General features: G+C 70.3%; 15 protein-coding genes. 6 read left to right on the top strand and 9 right to left on the bottom strand.

Annotation, left to right across the window (positions count from 1 at the left end; all coding sequences use genetic code 11):
• Positions 1-342: 342 nt before the first annotated feature.
• Entirely contained in the window at positions 343-732 is a 390-nt protein-coding gene (locus ACTMTI_RS00530) for a RidA family protein (protein WP_441117429.1), read from the bottom strand.
• A gap of 65 nt (positions 733-797) precedes the next feature.
• Here ACTMTI_RS00530 and ACTMTI_RS00525 point away from each other — a divergent pair, with 65 nt between their 5' ends.
• Complete coding sequence (locus ACTMTI_RS00525) at positions 798-1,400, top strand: CGNR zinc finger domain-containing protein (protein WP_441117428.1); 603 nt, start codon at positions 798-800, stop codon at positions 1,398-1,400.
• 256 nt (positions 1,401-1,656) lie between these two features.
• Here ACTMTI_RS00525 and guaA read toward each other — a convergent pair whose 3' ends face one another.
• Entirely contained in the window at positions 1,657-3,204 is a 1,548-nt protein-coding gene (gene guaA / locus ACTMTI_RS00520) for a glutamine-hydrolyzing GMP synthase (protein WP_441117426.1), read from the bottom strand.
• Between the two features lie 97 nt (positions 3,205-3,301).
• Between guaA and ACTMTI_RS00515 the strand changes: the two genes are divergently transcribed.
• Complete coding sequence (locus tag ACTMTI_RS00515; protein WP_441117425.1) at positions 3,302-4,249, top strand: hypothetical protein; 948 nt, start codon at positions 3,302-3,304, stop codon at positions 4,247-4,249.
• Here the strand turns inward: ACTMTI_RS00515 and ACTMTI_RS00510 are convergent.
• Complete coding sequence (locus tag ACTMTI_RS00510; RefSeq protein ID WP_441117424.1) at positions 4,240-5,061, bottom strand: SDR family NAD(P)-dependent oxidoreductase; 822 nt, start codon at positions 5,059-5,061, stop codon at positions 4,240-4,242. The genes ACTMTI_RS00515 and ACTMTI_RS00510 overlap by 10 nt on opposite strands.
• Positions 5,062-5,086: 25 nt before the next feature.
• On the bottom strand, positions 5,087-6,577 hold the full coding sequence (locus tag ACTMTI_RS00505) for a DUF885 family protein (protein WP_441117423.1): 1,491 nt from the start codon (positions 6,575-6,577) through the stop codon (positions 5,087-5,089).
• Between the two features lie 89 nt (positions 6,578-6,666).
• Between ACTMTI_RS00505 and ACTMTI_RS00500 the strand changes: the two genes are divergently transcribed.
• Entirely contained in the window at positions 6,667-7,410 is a 744-nt protein-coding gene (locus tag ACTMTI_RS00500; RefSeq protein ID WP_441117422.1) for an N-acetyltransferase, read from the top strand.
• A 32-nt stretch (positions 7,411-7,442) separates the two neighbouring features.
• On the opposite strand, the gene ACTMTI_RS00495 is transcribed toward ACTMTI_RS00500, so the two are convergent.
• The 3 genes from ACTMTI_RS00495 to ACTMTI_RS00485 form a co-directional block, all read right to left on the bottom strand.
• On the bottom strand, positions 7,443-8,792 hold the full coding sequence (locus ACTMTI_RS00495) for a pyridoxal-phosphate dependent enzyme (protein WP_441117420.1): 1,350 nt from the start codon (positions 8,790-8,792) through the stop codon (positions 7,443-7,445).
• 193 nt (positions 8,793-8,985) lie between these two features.
• Positions 8,986-9,735: an MBL fold metallo-hydrolase gene (locus tag ACTMTI_RS00490; protein WP_441117419.1), complete on the bottom strand. Its 750-nt coding sequence runs from the start codon at positions 9,733-9,735 to the stop codon at positions 8,986-8,988.
• A gap of 146 nt (positions 9,736-9,881) precedes the next feature.
• Positions 9,882-11,387, bottom strand: a complete 1,506-nt coding sequence (locus ACTMTI_RS00485) for a succinic semialdehyde dehydrogenase (RefSeq protein ID WP_441117418.1) — start codon at positions 11,385-11,387, stop codon at positions 9,882-9,884.
• Between the two features lie 73 nt (positions 11,388-11,460).
• On the opposite strand from ACTMTI_RS00485, the gene ACTMTI_RS00480 reads away from it, so the two are divergent.
• From ACTMTI_RS00480 to ACTMTI_RS00470, 3 genes are all read left to right on the top strand, one after another.
• Positions 11,461-13,677, top strand: a complete 2,217-nt coding sequence (locus ACTMTI_RS00480) for a protein kinase domain-containing protein (protein ID WP_441117417.1) — start codon at positions 11,461-11,463, stop codon at positions 13,675-13,677.
• 32 nt (positions 13,678-13,709) lie between these two features.
• Positions 13,710-15,617 carry a beta-propeller domain-containing protein gene (locus tag ACTMTI_RS00475; protein WP_441117416.1) on the top strand — a complete coding sequence of 636 codons (1,908 nt, stop codon included), beginning with the start codon at positions 13,710-13,712 and terminating at the stop codon, positions 15,615-15,617.
• A 106-nt stretch (positions 15,618-15,723) separates the two neighbouring features.
• Positions 15,724-16,971, top strand: coding sequence for a S8 family peptidase (locus tag ACTMTI_RS00470; RefSeq protein ID WP_441117415.1), 1,248 nt, complete (start codon positions 15,724-15,726; stop codon positions 16,969-16,971).
• 35 nt (positions 16,972-17,006) lie between these two features.
• On the opposite strand, the gene ACTMTI_RS00465 is transcribed toward ACTMTI_RS00470, so the two are convergent.
• Both ACTMTI_RS00465 and ACTMTI_RS00460 read right to left on the bottom strand, forming a co-directional pair.
• Entirely contained in the window at positions 17,007-17,486 is a 480-nt protein-coding gene (locus ACTMTI_RS00465) for a DinB family protein (protein WP_441117414.1), read from the bottom strand.
• A complete protein-coding gene (locus tag ACTMTI_RS00460; protein ID WP_441117412.1) occupies positions 17,479-19,224 on the bottom strand; it encodes a glycerol-3-phosphate dehydrogenase/oxidase in 1,746 nt (581 codons plus the stop codon). The genes ACTMTI_RS00465 and ACTMTI_RS00460 overlap by 8 nt, the downstream gene beginning before the upstream one ends.
• Between the last annotated feature and the right edge of the window lie 55 nt (positions 19,225-19,279).

The following is a 19,279-nucleotide window of genomic DNA, read 5'->3' as shown; positions in this document are numbered from 1 at the left end:
AGCTCAGGATGCTGAAAGCTCCACAACGCGACCGCCCCGGGATCGGGCTCCTGACCGCTGCACGAGGGACATGTCTCGCGCTGCCTTCGTCGCAGGGTCGCGTCGGCGACGATCTTGTTGATCCAGCGTTCCCACCGATCGGGCGTCCAGCCGCGTACGTCGGCAAGCAGAAGGTCGGCGTTGATCACGCCCCCTGTCTCCGACCCCTCGCATCCACCTGAACCGGATCAAGGAGCGCGCCCGCACCGACCGCGCTGAGCGATACGCCGTGCTCGACGCGGTGCTCGACGCCGGTCTGGTCTGCCAGTGCATGCGGGCGCCGGCCGCCCCCGCCCCTGGGCGTCACACGACGGCGACGGCGTCCATCTCGACGAGGCACCCGGGGCCCAAGCCGGCCACTACGTGGACCGTGATGGCCGGCGGCGGGTCGGCCCGGTTCCACACCTCCTGGAAGGCGGCCACACCCTCGTCGAACGTGTGTCCGTCCACCACGGCGATGCGCCAGTGCACGATGTTCGCCAGGCTCGCGCCCTCGCTCTCCAAGATGGTAGTGAGGTTGCGGAACACCTGCCTGGCCTGCTCCCCGACCGTGGGACCGACGACCTTGCCGTCGGCGTCGACACCGTTCTGCCCGCCGACGTAGATCGTCTTCGTCGGCTGTTCGACCACGACGGCCTGGCTGAAAGCCGGGCTGCGATGGACTCCCTCGGGGTTGATGTGCCGTACACCCATGTGCTGCTCCTCCGATGATGAAACCAGTTAAAGCGGTTTCGCGCGACACCAGTTATAGTGGTTTCATGCGAGCGAACGCAACCGGCCGAGTGCTGCACGACCCCAAGGGCGGATCGTTCCGGTTCGACGCCGGCGCCATCTGCCTGGACTTCGCCCACACAGGCGGCGAGGGCCTATACGCGGTGTTCGAGACCCTCCACGAACCTGCCGACCTCGGCGAATGGCTGGCCCAGCCGCCCATGACCGCGGTCATGACGGTCCCTGTGACGGCCCGCGAGCTGACCGCGGCCAAGACTCTCCGCCAAGCGATTTGGGACGCGGCACACGCCCAGGCGGCGCGTCGCCCCCTCCCCACCGGGACTGTCGCGACCATCAACCGCGCCGCGGCCGCGGCGCCGCTGATCCCCGAGCTCGCCGCCGACGCCACGACCGCGGGGTGGGCGCCGCCGGTGCGGACGACGCAAGCGTTGTCGACGCTGGCACGGGAGATGATCGAGCTGCTGTCCGGGCCACTCGCCGGGCGCATCCGCGAGTGCGCGAGCGACAACTGCCCGCTGGTGTTCGTCGACACGTCCCGCCCCGGCGCCCGACGCTGGTGCGCAATGGAGCGCTGCGGCAACCGCCACAAGCTCCGGGCTCTCCGCGCCCGACAGGCGACGGACCCATGACGCAGCCTCAAGTATGGCCAACCCTGGGTTGTCCCAGCCCGTAAGTGCCGTTCCTAACGACTTCCCATGGGGCCGATCGAGGGCCTCGTGGCGGCAGACCGGGAGGCGCCCGGCGAACGCCTATGCCCGTTCCGGACGGCGTGTGGCATCATCCACCTGCACCGCCTCCGGTTCACCCTGAGCCGATCACCCGGGCAGGCGAGCAACCGGTTCTTCGGCCCACCCTGGATATCGATGTTCGGCTGAGTTTTCGCGGTTACTCCCACTCGATGGTGCCCGGGGGCTTGCTGGTCACGTCCAGCACCACCCGGTTGACCTCCCGGACCTCATTGGTGATCCGGGTCGAGATGCGCGACAGCACGTCATAAGGCACCCGCGCCCAGTCCGCCGTCATGGCGTCCTCCGATGTGACCGGCCGCAGCACCACCGGATGGCCGTACGTCCGCCCGTCTCCCTGCACCCCCACCGACCGCACGTCGGCCAGCAGCACCACCGGGCACTGCCAGATCTTGCGGTCGAGGCCCGCGCGTGACAGCTCCTCGCGGGCAATGGCGTCGGCCTCCTGGAGCAGGGCCAGGCGCTCGCGGGTCACCTCACCGACGATGCGGATGCCGAGGCCGGGGCCGGGGAAGGGCTGGCGCCAGACCATGGCGGCGGGCAGGCCGAGCTCCTCGCCGGCGCGGCGCACCTCGTCCTTGAACAGTGCGCGCAGCGGCTCAACCAGCGTGAACTGGAGGTCCTCCGGCAGGCCGCCGACGTTGTGGTGGGACTTGATGTTGGCGGTGCCGGTGCCGCCGCCCGACTCGACCACGTCGGGGTAGAGGGTGCCCTGGACCAGGAACTCCACGGGGCCGTCGGCCATGATGGCGCGCTGCTCGTCCTCGAAGACGCGGATGAACTCGCGGCCGATGATCTTGCGCTTCTCCTCCGGGTCCGTGACGCCTTCCAGCGCCTTCAGGAAGCGGTCGGAGGCGTCGACCACGCGTAGCTTCACGCCGGTGGCGGCGACGAAGTCGCGCTCGACCTGCTCAGCCTCACCCTTGCGCAGCAGGCCGTGGTCGACGAAGACACAGGTCAGCCGGTCGCCGATGGCGCGCTGGACGATGGCGGCGGCCACCGCGGAGTCGACGCCGCCGGACAGCGCGCAGATGGCGCGGCCGTTGCCGACCTGCTGGCGTACGGTCTCGACGGACTCCTCGACGATGTTGAGCATGGTCCACGTCGGACGGCAGCCGGCCGCGTCGAGGAAGTGTTTGAGCACCACCTGGCCGTGCTCGGAGTGGAGGACCTCGGGGTGGAACTGCACGCCGTAGAGCCCGCGCTCGGGGTGCTCGAAAGCGGCGACCGGGGTCTCGCGGGTCGAGGCGGTGACCTTGAAGCCCTCGGGCGCGGCCGCGACGCTGTCGCCGTGGGACATCCAGACGGTCTGGGTAGCCGGCAGACCGGCGAAGATCACGCCCTCGTCGAGCACGTCGAGCGCGGTGCCGCCGTATTCGGCCACGCCCGTGCGGGCCACGTCGCCGCCCAGCGCCTGGGCCATGGCCTGGAAGCCGTAGCAGATGCCGAACGTGGGTACGCCCGTCGCGAACAGGCCCTGCGGTACGGGCGGCGCCCCTTCGGCGTAGACCGAGGACGGTCCGCCGGACAGGATGATCGCCTTGGGGTTCTTGGCCATCATCTCCTCGACCGGCATCGTCGAGGGAACGATCTCCGAGTAGACGTGGCACTCGCGCACCCGCCTGGCGATGAGCTGCGCGTACTGCGCGCCGAAGTCGACCACGAGCACTGTGTCGAATTCAGACACCGTAAGAACCCCCCAAAGGCGAAATGCGGTGCCCTCAGTCTATCCGCCTTGGATATTGCGCCTGGCCTGGCACGGGCACTCGTGCTAACACAGAACGGTGGATCTTGTCTGGCCCGTGGCCGCATGGGCTCTGTGGATCGCTGCGCTGGCCGCCGCCTTCAAGGTGTCCGGCCGGGAGCGGTCTTCTCCGGTGTCTGAGCACCCGGCGCCCCAGCCCGTGGTCGAACTCCTGCGCGGGATGCGTGCACAGGAGGTGTTCCATTCGGCGCTGTTCGAACTGGCCGGGCGCGGGTGGGTGACGATCGAGGGCGACCGTGTCTCGCTTGCGGCGCCCCGGGCGGAGCCGCTGCTGCCGTACGAGCGGTGGGTGCTGGAAAAGGTGACCGCCCTCCTGAGGGGAGCCCGGCAGGCGCCGGTGATCGCGCTCATGCCGGAGGGGGCCGATCTCGAAAGCGACTTCACGCCTCTCGTCCGGCAGTGTGCCATCGATCTCGGCCTGGCACGGCGACGGTGGCCCACCATGATCGCGCCGATGCTCCTGGCCGGCGCGCTCGTCGTTCCCTGGTACGCCACCATCTCCTGGGCCGGCCTCACGTGGCCCGGGATGATCGCGACGATGGTGGCGTTCGTGGCAGGAGTCGGGCTGATCAGCGGCGGCCGGGGGTTCCTGCTGACGGCACGCGGCCGGGAGGCCGCCGGGCCGGAAAGCGCACCGATCAACCCGCAGCAGGAGTGGATCTTCACCGGTAGCGGATGGCCGGGCGTGGAGATCGAGCTCCCGCGACGTTCCGCGCAGGGGGCCAATCGTCGGGAGATCGCCGGGTATGTCGTCAAGCGCTGGGCCGAGGTCGAATCAAGCGGCGAGACCGGTTCCTGGAACTCCTACCACATCGCGGTGCACGACGGCCGCTCGGAGAAGGCCACGGCGTTCACCGTCAAATCGGCGTTCTACCGGGACGTGCTGCCCGGCGACTCCGTACGGCTGCTGATCGACACGCGGCGCGGCACGGTCGTGCGGGCGCTGGCCCACGAGCGTCACTGGTAGAGCGGCAGGCTTCCGGTCAGCAGGGTTTCGGTCTGTCGGCGCAGCCGCTCGGCATATTTCGGGTCGGTCAGCACCAGGAACCGCTCCTCATGAATGGCCGCCACGGCCAGGTCGGCGACCTCGGACGGCTCGATGCCGCCCGCGACCGCCCGGTCGATGGCGGCCCGCGCGTCCACCTCGTCCTGGGTGGGGGTGTGCGCGAGCCCGGGCGGGCGTACGCGGTCCGACTCGCCGATGCGCGTCCTGACCGCGCCCGGGCAGAGCGCGGTCACGCGGAGCTTCGAGCCCGCGGCGGCGAGGTCCTGGGCGAGCGCCTGGGAGGCGGCCAGGGCGGCGTGCTTGGTGACGGCGTACGCGCCCGAGCCCGGCACGGCGAACAGGCCGGCCACCGACACCGTGTTGACGATGTGTCCCTCGGTGTCCTGCTCGATCATGCGGGGCACGAACTCGTGGATGGCGTGCAGCACGCCCCGCAGGTTGACGCCGAGCAGCCAGTCGAAGTCCTCCTGGCCGCGGGTCCAGATGTGGCCGCCCTGATAGACGCCGGCGTTGTTGCACAGCACGTGCACGGCGCCGAGTTCGCCGAAGCAGCGGTTGGCCAGGTGCGCGACCTCGGTCGCCGCGGACACGTCGGTGATCTGGGTGAGCACCTTGGCGTCCCCGGCCAGCGCGGCCGTGTCCGCGAGCCCGCGGTGGTCGACGTCGGCGAGCATCAGCGTCATGCCCTCCGCCGCTAACCGCAGGGCCAGCGCCCGGCCGATGCCGCTCCCCGCACCCGTCACCACGGCTACCTTGCCGGCGAGCTCGCGCACAGACGTACCTCCTCGGTGATGGACGCTACAGGATCGCCCCGATCAGTCCCAGAGGCGGCGAGCCAAGATCGAGCAGCGCCTTGTGGAAGCGCTGCAGGGTGTAGCCCGCACCCCACTCCCTGCGCGCCCGCTCGCGCAGGTCGAGGATGAGCAGCTTGCCCCAGGTGTAGCGACCGTACGTCGGGTCGAACGTCGCCCGCCGGGCCTCCGCCAGCGCCGCCGGCCCCGCCAGATGCGTGTCGGACTCGAAGCGCCGGGCGCCCTCCTCGACCGTCATCTGACCGGTGTGCACACCGATCGCGCAGGCCAGCCGGGTGACGCGGATCAGCGCCTCCACCCACACGCCGATCTCGAAGCGGGGGTCGTCGGACGCGAAGCCCTCCTCCACGCACAGTTCCTCGGCGTAGTGCGCCCACCCCTCGATGAAGGCCGTCGACTGCAGCAGCCGGCGTACGTCCGACGGTGCCCTGCGCAGGGCGAGACCGTGCGAGACGTGCCCGGGGGCCACCTCGTGTACGTTGATCGCCGGCAGCGTCGTATAGCTGAAGACCTCCAGCCACTCCTCCTGCTCCTGCTGGGGCCAGGACGGGTCGGGCGGCGTGATGTGGTACCAGGAGGGGCCCTCCGGCTCGCCCGGCGAATTCCACGACATCATGGCCATCGCCCAGCGGCGCGACTCGGGAGCCAGCCCGACCAGGCATTCACCGTCGTGGTAGGGCACGAGGTCCTTCTCGCGGGTGAACGCGATGGCCTTCTCCGTGCCGGCCCTGGCCGCCTCGATGACGCCGTCCGCGTCCGGATGGTCCTTGACCAGCTCCCGTACGACGTCGAGGGGATTTCCTGGACGGCCCAGCTTGGCGCAGGATTCGGCCAGCAGCGTCATGAGCCGGTCGCGCTCGGCGTCGGCCCGCTCGGCCAGCCGGACCAGGTCCACCGGCAGGCCCTCGGCCGTGCCCATCAGCTCGGCCAGCGCCGCACCGCCGAGCGCGGCGTCGGGGTCGCCTTCGACCGCGGCTCGCTCGAGGTGGGCGACGAGCCTGCCGTGCGCCTCCAGAGCGGCCTCATCCGTGATCCCGGCCGCCAGCCCCTTGGCGGCGCCGATCAGGGACTTCGCGACGGGAGCGCTGACCTGGTCGAGGGAGTCGAGGGCATGGCGTACGGCGTCCGGCCAGAGCGCGAGGTGGGCCGCCTTCGCCGCGGCGCGCTCCTCCTCGGGGCCGTAGTCGCGGTCGTAGCAGGCGAGGTCCAGGTTGGAGAGGTGGACCAGCGGGTTCTTGCGGTGCAGCTGGAGCTCGCCGAACTGCGTACGCAGGCTCCGCTCGAACACGCTCAGGTGCTCGGCGTCATGCGGATCGTCCGGCGCGGCCCCCTCGCCGAGCCGCGCCAGCCCGGTCCGCACGCCGTCGGGCGACAGGTCCTGGATCCGCCCGTCGTACTCGTGCCTGCCACCGCCCTCGCGTGCCTCCGCCACGATGAGGTCGGTGACGGCACGCAGCCTGGGGTCGAGTTCTGTCATGCCGCCGACGCTAGCGCACCTCCGATAGGCCGGTAAGCATCGAAATATTATGTGATTCCTGGCGAATCGGTGATGTGAGAATGATCTACATGGCTCTCCAGATCACCACGCTCGCCGAGCGTCCGGAGCTCGCATCGGAACTGTGGGACATGGACCATACCTGGCCCGAGTTCATGTTCCAGGACCCGATCGCCGACCTGTTCTACCCGTTCGCCGACTCGACCTACGCCGAGTACGTGCTGGTGGCCGACGACGATGCCGATCCCGGCCGGCTGGTGGCGCGGAGCTGCATGATCCCGTACCGGGCGGAGGGCGCCGAGTTGCCGGACGACGGGTGGGACGGCGTGATCCGGTGGGGCTTGCTGACCCGCGAGCGCGGCGAGCGGCCCGACAGCATCTCGGCTCTGGAGATCAGCGTCCGCCGCGACCTGCAGGGGAAGGGCCTGTCGCCGCTGATGCTGGCGGCGATGCGCGCCCACGCCGCCCGCCTCGGCTTCAGCGAGCTGGTGGCGCCGGTCAGGCCCAACGGCAAACACCTCGAACCCCACACCCCCATGATCGAGTACGCCTACCGCACCCGTGACGACGGCCTGCCCCATGACGCTTGGCTGCGGGTGCACGTGCGGGCGGGCGGGAAGATCATCAAGGTGGCGCCGCGCTCGATGGTGATCGCGGGCACGCCGGCGGAGTGGCGAGGGTGGACCGGCCTGCCGTTCGACCGCACGGGCGTGGTCGAGGTGCCGGGCGCGCTCAGCCCGGTGCACTGTCACGCGGAGCACGACCATGCCGTCTACGTGGAGCCGAACGTCTGGGTCAGCCACCCTTTGGGTTAGCCGGGGGCCTTTTGGGCGGTGGTGCGGCCGTTCTAGTGGATGTGCGTACGGCGCCGCAGCTCGTCCGTATATTTCCGGACATCGAGCCCCTTCTCGGCGGCCCACTCGTCATCGTGACAGGTCGCCAGATGACGATCGGCCGCGTCGCCGAGCACGGACACCACGGTGCCGGTCTCGCCCCTGGCATGCATGCGCTCGACCAGCTCCAGCGCCGCCCAGAGCGCGGTGCCCGACGCGCCGCCCACCGGCAGCCCGGTGACCTCCCTGATGCGCCTGGCCGCCGCCGCGCTCGCCGTGTCGGGCACGGGGATGACCAGATCGACGAGGTCGGCACGGAAGCCGGGCTCCATGCGCGGCCGGCCGATGCCCTCGATGCGAGAGGGCATGCCGGTGGAGTAGTCGGGGGCGTCGAGCGTCCATCCCGGGAAATACGCCGAGTTTTCAGGGTCTGCCACCGCCACCCGACACCGCCCCGCCCCATCGACCGCCGCCCTGCCGTCTGCGCTGGTCACGACCACGTCCGGCGCGCGTGGGACGCCCCCATCGGCTACAGGAGCCGAGACAGGGCCGGGGGCGGGGTTGTCGGCGGCGCTCGGCGCAGGGTAGTCGGCGGCGCTCGGCGCAGGGTAGTCGGCGGCGCTCGGCGCAGGGTAGTCGGCGGCGCTCGGCGCAGGGTAGTCGGCGGCGCTCGGCGCAGGGTAGTCGGCGGCGCTCGGCGCAGGGTAGTCGGCGGCGCTCGGCGCAGGGTTGTCGGCGGTGCTCGGCGCAGGGTTGTCGGCGGTGCTCGGGGCCGGGTTGTCGGCGGTGCTCGGGGCCGGGCCGGTGGGCGTGCTGTGGGAGCGTAGCCACTGGCCCAGCGTGGCCGAGGTCGCGCCGGTGCCGGCACCCGTCACCACCCAGTCGGGCCGCACCTGCGCGAACAGCTCCTCCGCCAGGTCATGATGCGCCGCCCGCCCGAACTGGTCGAGGAAGTGCCCGCCGACCTGCCGCGCCGTCTCCCGAGCCGCTTCATAGATCGCCAGCGGCGGCGTCACGAACCGGCACTCCCCGCCCAGTGCCTCCACCGGCCGCGCCCGTGCCTCGCTCCGCTTGCCCGGCATGACCACGATGTACGGCAGCCCGAGCCGCTGCGCGAACCACGCCTGCGCCACGGCCGCGTTGCCACCCGTCGCCTCGACGACGGTCGTGCCCTCGGTGATCAACCCGTCGCGGATGGCCTGGCGGAACAGCGCCCTGGCATGCCGATGGCGCAGGCTCCCGGTCGGCTGCGCGGACTCGTCCTTCAGCAGCAGCCTGATCCCGGGCGCCGGCACGGGGAGGTCGATCAGCGGGGTCGGCGGCCCCGCAGCCAGCACGTCCAGCGCTCGCGCAGTCCAGCTCACCGCTCCACCCTGCCAGCCGCGGGCGGAGAAGATCGCGCCGTTCGCCACAGGCGTGCAACCCAAGCGCACCAATCCACCCGGGCGACCGAGCCCCCACGATGCGACCAAGCGCATGAGCCCACGCGAGCGACTGAGCCCACATGATGCGGCCAAGCGCGGTAAACCACGGCGAGCAGCCGGCCTCAGACGCCCGTCAGGGGAAAGAGAGGTGCGTCCGCTCGCCGGGCGCCAGCAGCCGCAGCCGGTCGCCGAAGCCCGCGAACGCCTGCTCCACCGTGTCCCTGCCCTGCGTGAAATGCGCCCAGTGCTCGAAATGCAGCGGCACCACGTACCTGGCCCCCAGGATCTCGGCGGCGGTGACGGCGGCCTCGCTCGGCAACGTCAAATACCCATCCACCAGCGGCGTCCGCGCCCCGCCCGCGAACAGCAGCGCCACGTCCACCGGACCCACCCGCTCCGCGACGGCCCGCACGACGTCGAGCGAAGCGTTGTCCCCGCTGACGTAAACGGTCGGCAGCCCGTCGCCATCGAGCACGAACCCGGTCACCTCCCCCACCAGGTGCTCGGTCCCGTCGGGCCCGTGCTGCGCCGGCACCCCCGTCACCCGCAGCCCGTCGCCGAGCTCGACGGAGGTCCAGTTCGGCAGAGCGCGCACCGGCGGCCCCACCCGCTCGGCCGCCGCCCCCGTGGACAGGACCAGTGGCACGGACGCCAGATAAGCCCGGCCGGCCTTGTCCAGATTGTCGGGATGCTGGTCGTGTGAGAGCAGCACGGCATCGACCACGCCGGCCTCCGCGGCCTCGAAGGCCGGACCGGCGGTCTTGGTGAGCGCCCTGTTCCCGATCGGGTAGTCGCCGGGCGCGTCGAACGTGGGATCGGTCAGCAACCGCACCCCGCCGATCTCCAGCATCGCGGTCGGCCCGCCGACGTAACGAATCTTCATGAACGTCATGGACACCCCGCCCCGCCGGGTTATTCCGCCGGCGCGCACCAGTCCCCGCGCACACGACGTGGCGACCAGCGCGCGCATGCCCCCTGGACCGAGCCCCGTGACGACGCTGAACGGCGGCCCCCCACGTTTACAGCGTTTTACTTGAGCCGGAGTCTGCGCATCGTCTTCAGCGTGCCGGCCAGTACGTCCGCCCACTTCTCGTACGGCAGGTCGAACGGCGGCTCGAAGCCCAGCCAGCTCGCCTGCGAGGCCACGGTCTTGGCCTCGGTGTAGCGCAGCAGGCCCTCCGCGCCGTGCCTGCGGCCGAGGCCCGAGGCCTTCATGCCGCCCATGGGGGCGTCGTAGGAGGCGAACGCGGCGGCGTACCCCTCGTTGATGTTGACCGTGCCGGCCTTGACGCGGGCGGCGAGCGCGCGGCCGCGCGCCAGGTCGGCGGTCCAGATGGAGGCGTTGAGTCCGTAGATGGTGTCGTTGGCCAGCTCGACCACCTCTTGGTCGGTGGCGAACGGATAGAGCGCGACCACCGGCCCGAACGTCTCGTTGCGGCACAGCTCCATGTCCTCGGTGACACCGGTGAGCACGGTGGGCTCGTAGAACAGCGGGCCGAGGTCGGGCCTGGCCTTGCCGCCGGCCAGCAGCGTCGCGCCCTTGGCCAGGGCGTCGTCCACGTGCGCGCTGACCGCGTCGAGCTGGCGCCGCGAGGTGAGCGAGCCCATCTGGACCGACCAGTCGTGGCCGGCGCCGAGCTTGAGGTTCCTGACCTGCTTGACGAAGCGCCGGGCGAAGTCGTCGAAGACTCCCTCGTGCACGTACAGCCGCTCGATCGACAGGCAGAGCTGGCCCGCGTTGGTGAAACAGGCGCGCAGCGCGCCCTGTACGGCCACGTCGAGGTCGGCGTCGTCGAGCACCACCATCGGGTTCTTGCCACCGAGCTCCAGCGAGCAGCCGATGAGCCGCTTGGCCGCCTCCTCGGCGATCTTCCTGCCGCCGCGCGTGGAGCCGGTGAACGCCACGTAGTCGGCGTGGTCGAGCAGCGCGTCGCCGATGTCGGCGGGCTCGCCGAGCACGACCTGCCAGATCTCGCGCGGCATGCCGAGCTCGGCCAGCAGGTCGATGGTCCACAGTGTGGACAGGGCGGTCTGCGTGTCCGGCTTGTGCACGATCGCGTTCCCGGCCAGCAGCGCGGGCACGGCGTCGGTGACGCCGAGCGAGAGCGGGTAGTTCCACGGGGAGATCAGCGCGACCACGCCTTTGGGCTGGCGCAGCTCGGCCACGCGGGTGGCGCCGGGGAAGACGCCCTTGCGCCCGCGCGGGGCGAGCAGTCCCGGCGCGCGGCGCGCGTAGTAGAGGCTGCAGCCCGCGACGTCGAACACCTCCTCGAGGGCGTGCTTGCGAGCCTTGCCGGTCTCGTTCTGGACGATGTCCAGGATCTCGGCCCGCCGGTCGAGGATCGCGTCGTGCAGCAGCAGGAACGGCTTCGCCCGGGCCGCGGCGGATTCGCTCGCCCACTCGATCTGGGCCGCCCTGGCGTTCTCGTACGCCCGCCGGACATCATCAACACCCGATATGGGCAGCTCAGCGATGGTTTCGCCGGTGAAGGGGGCGATGATGTCCTGCGTCCTGCCACTGGAGGTCACATGCATGCCAGAAGAATATTCCGTAAAGCTACCGGCGGGTAGTTTTTGCGGATTCGCGGCATAGCGACAGAATCCCCTCATGGCATCCTTCGCTCAGCTACGACCCGGAGATCCACAGCGGCTGGGGGGCCTGGATCTCCTCGGCAGGCTCGGCGAGGGCGGCCAGGGCGTCGTCTACCTCGCCAAGGACGACGCAGACGCCCACGTCGCGGTCAAGTGGCTGCGGCCCGACCTGTCGGCCGACCAGGTGAGCGTGGAGCGCTTCCTGCGCGAGGTCCAGGTGGCCCAGCAGGTGGCGCCGTTCTGCACCGCCACCGTCCTCGGCACCGGGATCGAGCAGGACCGGCCTTACATCATCAGCGAGTTCATCGAAGGACCCTCGCTGCAGCGGGTCGTGCAGGAGGAGGGCCCGCGCACCGGGTCCGTGCTACACCGGCTGGCCATCGGCACGGCGACCGCGCTGGCCGCCATCCACCAGGCCGGGATCGTGCACCGCGACTTCAAACCGGCCAACGTGATCATCGGCGCGGACGGACCGCGAGTGATCGACTTCGGCATCGCCCGGGCTTTGAACGCCACCTCGACGATCAGCAGCATGGTCGTGGGGACGCCGGCGTACATGCCGCCCGAGCAGATCATGGGGCACACCGTCGGGCCGGCCGCGGACATGTTCGCATGGGGAAGCGCGATGGTGTTCGCGGCGTCGGGGCGGGCGCCGTTCGGCAGCGACACGATGCCCGCGGTGATCAACCGGGTGCTCAACCAGCACCCGGATCTCGGCATGCTGGACGGGGTGCTGCGGGACGTGGTGGCCGCGTGCCTGGCCAAGGACCCGGCGCAGCGGCCCACGGCCGAGCAGGTGATCATGCGGCTGCTGCAGCAGTCGACGCCCAACTCGGGCATGCTGGCGCAGGCCGCCGCCGAAGCGGCGCCCCACCCGCCCATGGGGCCTCCTTCCGGCGCGCCTTTCGCGCACCCTGCCGGCCCGACCTCCGGCCCGGTCCCGCACGCCCACTCCGGCCCCGTCCCGCCGCACCCTGCCGGCCCGCCGTCGGGCCCGGTCCAGTACCCCCACTCCGGCCCGCCGCATCCTCAGCAGCACCAGCAGTGGCAGCCGCCGGCGCCGCACTACGGGGCCGCGCCCACGTATCCGAGCATGTACAACCAGCCGCAGCCGCCGCGGAAGAAGAGCAGGGGCCCGCTGATCGCCGGCATCACGGTGGCAGTGGCGTTACTGCTGCTCGCCGGGGTGTTCGTGATCATCCAGCTCGACAAGTCGCCGGTGGCGGGGCCGGTGAACTCGCCGACGCCCACGCAGACCGGGCGCTCGACGCGGCCGTCCCCTTCCCCCTCCACGTCCACGAGCCAGGTGGCGGGCGTGCCGCGCACGGGCACCAGGAAGGCGCTCCCCGGCGCCAGTGTCTCGTTCTACGAGAACCCGGGCGACGCGATCTTCCTGACCTCGTACGAGATCCTCGACAAGAAGAAGGACGACTGGATCGACTACGCCAGGGGCTCGCTGCGCGGCACGTTCACGAAATACTCCGGCAACTGGGAGTCGATGGTCTCGCCCGACGGCCGCTACCTGGCCAGCAGGGGCAGGAGCTACAGCTCCGACGGCTACGACTTCATCGTCATCACCGACCGGCAGACCGGCGACCGTACGACGATCAAGACCGTCAAGGATCCGTTGATCAGCAGCATCCGGGCCTGGTCGAAGGACGGCGCGAGGATCCTGCTCAACACCGAGAAGAAGGTCGGCGACGACTGGCACTACCTGGGCTTCGTCATCGTCGACGTGGCGAGTAAGGATGCCGCCGTGGTCGACGTGAAGGACAGCACCGTCCGCCAGACGGCCTTCGGCTTCGACGGCGATGACCAGGGCACGGTCAATATCTACGGCGACGAGAAGAACCGAGGCCTGCGCTTCTTCAACACCCAGGGCAAGGCCACGCGTTCGATGCCCGGCATAGGCACGCTGCCCGCCGGCACCCAGGACATCTTCTCGCCCTCGGGCAAGACGTTCGTCACGAACTGCCCCAATGGCGGCGACGGCGACCACTGCATCTGGGACTCCGCCACCGGCGATCGCCTGCGCAAGTTCTCCTCCGACTGCGACAAGGTGCTCGGCTTCTACGACGAGACCCATCTTTACTGCTGGGAACAGGACAACGGCAGCAACGACGAGGTCCAGGTGGTCGACTTCACCGGCAAGCTGCTGCGCAAGCTGCTGGAGGTGCCGGAGAACGTCGACTTCAGCCCCGCGTACACGATCAATCCGCAAAAGGTCTCCTGAACCATTCGTCGCGGGCAGCCGTGAATGAGGTCATGAAGACCCTCATCCGCACGGCTGCGACCGCCGCGGCGCTCGCGACGGTCACGGCCGCCTGCACCTCGTCGACGGGAAGCACGCCGCCGCCGAAGGCGACGACTCTTGGCGCGGTCCGCCTGGTCGCCTACACCGGCTGCGACGACATGCTGGCCGGGCTGCGCGAGCGCGCCGCGGCGAACGTCGGCCCATGGGGGCTGGGCAACTCGGTGCCCATGACCGCGCGGATGGAGCAGGACACCGCCATGGCCAAGACGGACACCCCCGAGCACTCCACGACCAACGTGCACGAGGCCGGCGTGGACGAGCCCGATCTGGTCAAGACCGACGGCAACCGGATCGTCACGGTCAAGGACGGCATCCTGCGGGTGATCGACACCGCCACGAGGAAAGTCACCTCCTCGCTCAAGCTCACGGAGGGCGACGAGCGCGTCTACGCCCCCGCCGACCTGCTGCTGTCCGGCGAGCGCGCGCTGGTGCTGTTCCGTGGCGGCGGCGACATCATGTACAAGTCCATGGTCCCGGTCGGGGACACCCGATACGTGCTGGTCGACCTGGCCGGCCCGCCCAAGGTGCTGAGCACGATCAAGCCCCAGGGCACGTACGTGGACGCCAGGATGGTCGGCTCCACGGTCCGGATCGTCACCCGAAACCAGCCGAACATCACGTTTCCTCAGCTCAAGGACACGGCCTCGGAGGCCGAGCGGATCAAGGCCAACCAGGCGGCGGTGCGCCAGGCCCCGATCGACGCCTGGCTCCCCAAGATCGAGATCACCGACGCGTCCGGCGCGGTCAAGAAGGACGCGGTCAAGTGCGAGCGGGTCAGCCACCCCGCCGACTACACCGGCACCTCGCTGCTGACCGTGCACACCGTGGACCTGGCGCAGGGCGTCACCGCGTCGGGCACCGACCCGATCAGCCTGGCCGCCGACGGCGACATCGTGTACGGCACCGGCGCCGGCCTGTACGTGGCCAGCAACCCGCGCTGGTGGCAGTCCTTCCCCATGCCGATCGAGGACACCCCGAATGTGCCCCCGGCCGAGGAGCCCACACCCGACGAGCCGACTCCCACGGTCCCGCCGGAGGAGACCGAGATCCACAAGTTCGACGTCACCTCGCCCGGCGCGCCTGCCTACGTGGCCTCGGGCAAGGTCAAGGGACGCCTGCTGAACCAGTACTCGATGTCGGAGCACGACGGTCACCTCCGCATCGCCACCACGCTCACCTCCCCGGACGGCCGGAACAGCTCCAGCACCGTCTACACCCTCAAGGCCGACACCATGGCCAAGACCGGCGAGGTCGGCGGCCTGGGCGAGGGCGAGCGCATCTACTCCGTCAGGTTCATGGGCCCGGTCGGCTACTGCGTCACGTTCAAGCAGGTGGACCCGCTCTACACGCTCGACCTGCGCGACCCGGCGGCGCCCAAGGTGACCGGCGAGCTGAAGATCACCGGCTACTCGGCCTACCTGCACCCCGGCGGCGAGGGCCGGCTGATCGGCATCGGTCAGGAGGCCAGCGAGAAGGGCAGGACGCTCGGCACCCAGGTCTCGCTCTTCGACGTCAGCGACCCGGCCAGCCCGCGCAGGCTGTCGCAGCTGTTCCAGAAGGACTCCGGCTCGGAGGCCGAGTGGGACCCGCACGCGTTCCTCTACTGGCCCAAGACGGGCCTGTCGGTCATCCCACTAACCCAGCAGACAGAGTCAGGCGCGCTCGTGCTCAAGATCGACGACTCCGGCGTCTCCAAGCTCGGCATGATCAAACACCCGGTGCAGCAGGGGCAGGACTACCAGCCCGGCATCCAGCGGTCGATGATCATCGGTGCGTCGATCTGGACGGTCTCGCACGAGGGCGTCCAGGTCAACGACGCCGCCACGCTTGCCTCGCAAGCCTGGATTCCGCTCCGTTAAGCCACCAAAAGGTGCCGTTTCATAGCGAATCGGCACCTTTTTTATGGACTTTTCCTAACCTTTGATGAAAGCTTTATTGACATCATCGTGTCGAGGAAGGGCTTCCATGCGATCACTCACCCCCCTGCTCGCATTGCTCGCCGGTGCACTGGCGTTACCCATGGCGCCGCTCCCCGTCTCCGCCGCCGCACCGGACGGCACCTACATCGTCCAGCTCAACCCGGCGATGCGGGCGCCCCGCTCCGCCGCCCAGGACCAGGTCTCCCAGCACGGCGGCCAGCTCGTCGGCGTGTACGAGCACGCCTTCAAGGGCTACACCGCCCGCCTGAGCGCGACCGCCGCCGAGCAGCTCAAGAAGAACCCGAACGTGCTCAGCGTGGAGCCCGACGCCGAGGTCACCGCCTTCCCGCAGACCACGCCCACCGGCGTACGGCGGATCTTCGGCCCCGACAACCCGAACCTCGACATCGACGGCACCGATGACGTGCGCATCGACGTGGACGTCGCCGTCGTCGACACCGGCGTGGACTACACCCACCCCGACCTGAACGTGGTCGCGCGCGCCAACTGCCAGAGCGGCGCCTGCGTGAACAACTCCGGCACCGACGACAACGGCCACGGCTCGCACGTCGCGGGCACCGTCGGCGCGATCGACAACGCCATCGGCCCGGTCGGCGTCGCGCCCGGCGCCCGCATCCACGGCGTCAAGGTGCTCAACGCGGCGGGCTCGGGCACCCTGTCCGGCATCGCCGCCGGCCTCAACTGGGTGGTGGCCCGCGCCTCCACCATCGAGGTCATCAACCTGAGCCTGGGCTGCAACGGCTGCTCCAGCAGCGCGATCAGCACCGCGATCACGAACGCGGTCAACGCCGGCATCGTGGTCGTCGTGGCCGCGGGCAACAACCACGCGAACGCCTCCACGTTCTTCCCGGCCAACCACCCCGACGTGGTCACCGTCTCGGCGCTGACCGACAACGACGGCCTGCCCGGCGGCGCGGGCGGCAGCACGCTGTCCTGCCGCAGCGAGAGCGACCAGGACGACACCTCGGCGTTCTACTCCAACTACGGCGCCACCATCGAGATCACCGCGCCGGGGACCTGCATCTACTCGACCTGGCGGAACGGCGGCTACAACACGATCAGCGGCACGTCGATGGCCAGCCCTCACGTGGCGGGCGCGGCCGGCCTCCTCACCTCGGGCGCCGGCAAGCCGACGACCAGGGCGGGCTCGCTGGCCGTACGCAGCACGCTGATCTCCACCGGCAACTCCAACTGGACCGACGACTCAGGTGACGGCGTCAAGGAGCCGTTGCTCGACGTGCACGACGCCACGCGGTATCCGCCCGCGCGGTGATCTGAAGGGGCGGCCCGCGTACCCCCGGGCCGCCCCTATCCCTCGGCCAGCTCGCGGGCGATGTCCAGGTGCCCGGCGTGCCGCATGTACTCCTCCAGCACGTGGAACATGATCCACGCCAGCGTCGGCGGCTCCTTCGGCGGCGCGAACCATCCGATCCGCGACCCCACGTCGGACATCCGTCCCTGGGCCGCGATCTGGCGGGACCGCTCACACTGCGCCAGGTAGAACTTCTTGATCTCGTCGAACGACTCGCTCGCGATCAACCTGCCCTCGGCGTCGCGGTCACCGGCGGGCTCCTCGACCGGCTCGCCCGCGAAGCCCCAGACGAACCATCGCCGCTCCATGTATGCCAGGTGCTTCAGCAGTGCCAGCGGCGTCCACCCTGTCGGAACCCGGCTCACCTCGGGGTCCGGGAACTCCTCGAGCGCCCGCAGGATCTCCTCGCGGTAGTGGTCGAGATACGCGGCCACCAGCTCTCCCGGGTCGGAAAGCTGCCTCGACGGTTCACTCATGTGCGCTCCGATCCGGTACGACGACGGGGACGATCTCGGGGGCGCCGAGCCTGATGGCGTCGGCTTCCTGGTCGGAGTCCTGCTCTTGGGAGCGGCGCTCGGCCTCGACGCGCTTGGTGAAGTATTCGACCTCCCTCTTCACCTGCTCGCCGTCCCAGCCGAGCGGCTCGGCCAGCAGCTCGGCCGCCTCCTGCGCCACGGCCAGGCCGCGGTGGAAGGTCTCGATGGAGATGTGCGTACGCCGGGTCAGCACGTCGTTGAGATGCCTGGCGCCCTCGTGGGTGGCAGCGTAGACGATCTCGGCCCGGAGGTAGTCGTCGGCCCCGGACAGCGGCGCGCCCAGCGACGGGTCGCGCTCGATCAGCTCCAGCACCTCGTCGATCAGCGAGCCGTACCGCTGGAGCAGGTGCTCGATCCTGGCCACGTGAAGGGAGGAGTCCTGCGCGAGCCGGTGCCTGGAGTTCCACAGCGCCTGGTAGCCCTCGGCGCCGGCGAGCGGTATGCGGTCGGTGCACGAGCGCGGCACCCGCTGGTCGAGCCCATGCACCACGGCGTCCACGGCGTCCTGGGCCATGACCCGGTAGGTCGTGTATTTCCCCCCGGCGATCAGCACGAGCCCCGGCACCGGGTGCGCCACCACGTGCTCCCTGGACAGCTTGGACGTCTCGTCCGACTCGCCCGACAGCAGCGGCCGCAGCCCCGCGTAGACGCCCTCGACGTCGTCGCGGGTCAGCGGCACGGACAGCACGGCGTTGACGTGGTCGAGCAGATAGTCGATGTCGACGCGGGAGGCGGCGGGGTGGGACTTGTCGAGCGTCCACTCGGTGTCGGTGGTGCCGATGATCCAGTGGCGGCCCCAGGGGATCACGAAGAGCACCGACTTCTCGGTCCGCAGGATGATCCCGGTCAGGGAGTGGATCCGGTCACGCGGCACAACCAAATGGATGCCCTTGGAGGCGCGTACGTGGATCTGGCCGCGCCCGCCCACCAGCTCCTGGATGTCGTCGGTCCAGACGCCGGTGGCGTTGACCACCTGCTGGGCGCGTACCTCGAGCTCGTCGCCGCACTCCAGGTCGCGCACGCGCACGCCGGTGACCCGCTCACCCTCCCGCAGGAACCCCACCACCTGCGCCCTGGGCGCGATGTGGGCACCGTAGGTGGCCGCGGTGCGGAGCATGGTCATCACGTAGCGGGCGTCGTCCACCTGCGCGTCCCAGTATTGGATCGCCCCGGTGAAGGCGGCCTTCTTCAACGCCGGAGCCAGCCGCAGGGCCCGCGACCTGGACAGGTGCCGATGCCCGGGGACGCCGCGGTTGAGCCCGGAGGCGTGGCCGAGCGTGTCGTAGAGTGCCACGCCCGCGCCGACGTAGGGGCGTTCCCAGCCGTAGTGGGTCATCGGGAAGAGGAACGGAACAGGTCTGACCAGATGCGGGGCGATCCGCTGGAGCAGCAGGGAGCGCTCGCGGAGCGCCTCGCGTACGAGCTCGAAGTTGAGCTGCTCCAGATAGCGCAGGCCGCCGTGGATGAGCTTGGAGGAGCGCGAGGAGGTGCCGGAGGCGAAGTCCCTGGCCTCGACCAGGCCGACGTCGAGCCCCCGGGTCGCGGCGTCGAGCGCTATCCCCGCCCCGACGACGCCGCCGCCGACCACGACCACGTCGAGCTCCCGCGCGGCCATGCGCTCCAGCGCCGCGGTGCGCTCCGCGGGCCCGAGCCGAGCCACGCCCCTTCCCGACACCATAAGTCCCCCTGGGATGGCCTATCGTCTGCGGTCCATACCTACCCACCTAACCCCT

This window comes from Nonomuraea sp. H19, assembly GCF_052068215.1.
Taxonomy (GTDB): domain Bacteria; phylum Actinomycetota; class Actinomycetes; order Streptosporangiales; family Streptosporangiaceae; genus Nonomuraea.
The sequence above is the reverse complement of the archived record's forward strand: the minus strand, read 5'-3'. Positions and strand labels throughout refer to the sequence as shown.

Excerpts from the sequence above, each read along its gene's own strand:
- ACTMTI_RS00530 (WP_441117429.1), bottom strand. The coding sequence starts at position 732 with ATGGGTGTACGGCACATCAACCCCGAGGGAGTCCATCGCAGCCCGGCT.
- ACTMTI_RS00525 (WP_441117428.1), top strand. The coding sequence starts at position 798 with ATGCGAGCGAACGCAACCGGCCGAGTGCTGCACGACCCCAAGGGCGGA.
- ACTMTI_RS00505 (WP_441117423.1), bottom strand. The coding sequence starts at position 6,577 with ATGACAGAACTCGACCCCAGGCTGCGTGCCGTCACCGACCTCATCGTG.
- ACTMTI_RS00500 (WP_441117422.1), top strand. The coding sequence starts at position 6,667 with ATGGCTCTCCAGATCACCACGCTCGCCGAGCGTCCGGAGCTCGCATCG.
- ACTMTI_RS00490 (WP_441117419.1), bottom strand. The coding sequence starts at position 9,735 with ATGAAGATTCGTTACGTCGGCGGGCCGACCGCGATGCTGGAGATCGGC.
- ACTMTI_RS00485 (WP_441117418.1), bottom strand. The coding sequence starts at position 11,387 with ATGCATGTGACCTCCAGTGGCAGGACGCAGGACATCATCGCCCCCTTC.
- ACTMTI_RS00480 (WP_441117417.1), top strand. The coding sequence starts at position 11,461 with ATGGCATCCTTCGCTCAGCTACGACCCGGAGATCCACAGCGGCTGGGG.
- ACTMTI_RS00475 (WP_441117416.1), top strand. The coding sequence starts at position 13,710 with ATGAAGACCCTCATCCGCACGGCTGCGACCGCCGCGGCGCTCGCGACG.
- ACTMTI_RS00470 (WP_441117415.1), top strand. The coding sequence starts at position 15,724 with ATGCGATCACTCACCCCCCTGCTCGCATTGCTCGCCGGTGCACTGGCG.
- ACTMTI_RS00465 (WP_441117414.1), bottom strand. The coding sequence starts at position 17,486 with ATGAGTGAACCGTCGAGGCAGCTTTCCGACCCGGGAGAGCTGGTGGCC.
- ACTMTI_RS00460 (WP_441117412.1), bottom strand. The coding sequence starts at position 19,224 with ATGGTGTCGGGAAGGGGCGTGGCTCGGCTCGGGCCCGCGGAGCGCACC.